The sequence below is a fragment of the Oleiphilus sp. HI0128 genome (assembly GCF_001635365.1).
The window spans coordinates 1-582 of the sequence record NZ_LWGG01000526.1 but is presented as its reverse complement, the minus strand read 5'-3'; the positions used below and the strand labels follow the sequence as shown (position 1 = coordinate 582).

General features: G+C 51.2%; 1 protein-coding gene. It reads left to right on the top strand.

The window, feature by feature from the left end:
- Positions 1-44: 44 nt before the first annotated feature.
- A partial coding sequence (gene thiL / locus A3763_RS06175; protein WP_068759950.1) for a thiamine-phosphate kinase occupies positions 45-582 on the top strand: 538 nt, incomplete at its 3' end.

Here is a 582-nt window from a genome sequence, read left to right as displayed (position 1 = left end):
ACTTTCCCAAGTCGGCACCGCCGCAACAATTGGCTATCCGAGCAATGTCTGCGTCATTGAGTGATTTGGCTGCAATGGGGGCGTCACCAGCATTCTTTACCTTGTCTTTGACGCTTCCTGATTCTGACCCGGATTGGCTTGAAGGCTTTTCAAGGGGGCTCAAGTATATGGCGGAGCGTTATCAATTGAGCCTCTTGGGCGGAGATACAACGCGAGGGCCATTAACTATTGGTATTCAGGTGCATGGTTTTACAGCTCAAGACAAAGCGCTACGTCGTAGTGGTGCTACAGAAGGCGAGGTGTTGGTTGTGACAGGGTGCTTGGGTGATGCGGGTGCTGCGCTAGACCTGCTGGATAAGAGTGCGCTTAGTGGCGTTGAGGAATACCTCCTGGGTCGATACTATGCTCCCACGCCAAGATTTGCAGAGGGCTTATTGATCACCCCCTACGCGAGTGCTTGTATTGATATCTCGGATGGTTTGCTAGCTGATGCAGGGCATATTGCTGAGTCTTCTTCATGTGGCCTAAGGATTGACCTGGACGCCTTGCCCTTGTCGAAAGAATTGCGTGAATTTTCTAAAG